Origin of the sequence: Bacillus sp. JJ664, assembly GCF_036962205.1 — a bacterium.
In the GTDB taxonomy this organism is placed as follows: domain Bacteria; phylum Bacillota; class Bacilli; order Bacillales; family Bacillaceae_G; genus Gottfriedia.
On sequence record NZ_JBALMS010000065.1, the window covers coordinates 19,043 to 19,695 of the forward strand.

Genomic DNA, 653 nt, shown 5'->3' on the forward strand with positions numbered 1-653 from the left:
GTTATTATAACATTTTTCTTCTAATGAAAAACAATGAGAGTTTGATTCTATCACGATAAATGTGCGATAAAAAACCTTCACAAAAATATGTGAAGGCATTTTTTTATGCTTTTAATAATTTCTCAACCGTAACTTTCATATCTTGTGGGTTTGTTTGTGGAGCTACTCTCTCGACAACCTCACCATTTTTATCAATAATAAATTTTGTAAAATTCCATTTGATTGATTTTAGTCCCATGATTCCAGGAGCATTTTTACTTAAATATTTAAATAGAGGATCCGCATTTTCTCCATTCACATCTACTTTCCCAAAGATTGGAAAAGTTACACCATAGTTCAATTCACAAAAGCTTTGAATTTCTTCATTTGAACCTGGTTCTTGATTCATAAATTGATTACATGGAAATCCAATTACAACAAGCCCTTCATTTTTATATTCTTCATAAAGTGCTTGAAGATCTTTATATTGAGGAGTGTATCCACATTTACTTGCAGTATTTACTACGATGACAACTTGATCTTTATAATTTGATAAAGGTATTAATTGCCCCTTACTATCCTTTACTTGAAAATCATAGATACTCACTATTCATTCCTCCTATTTCCATTTACTTTTATAGTAATTTTTTTCCATCTAAATGTCTAATTTTATA

1 protein-coding gene is annotated in these 653 nt (G+C 29.1%); it reads right to left on the reverse strand.

Going from position 1 to position 653, the window contains the following annotated elements; translation table 11 throughout:
* Window positions 1–103 precede the first annotated feature (103 nt).
* Window positions 104–586 (reverse strand): glutathione peroxidase, encoded by a 483-nt coding sequence (locus V7056_RS12075; RefSeq protein ID WP_499702243.1) that lies wholly within the window; start codon window positions 584–586, stop codon window positions 104–106.
* Window positions 587–653 lie beyond the last annotated feature (67 nt).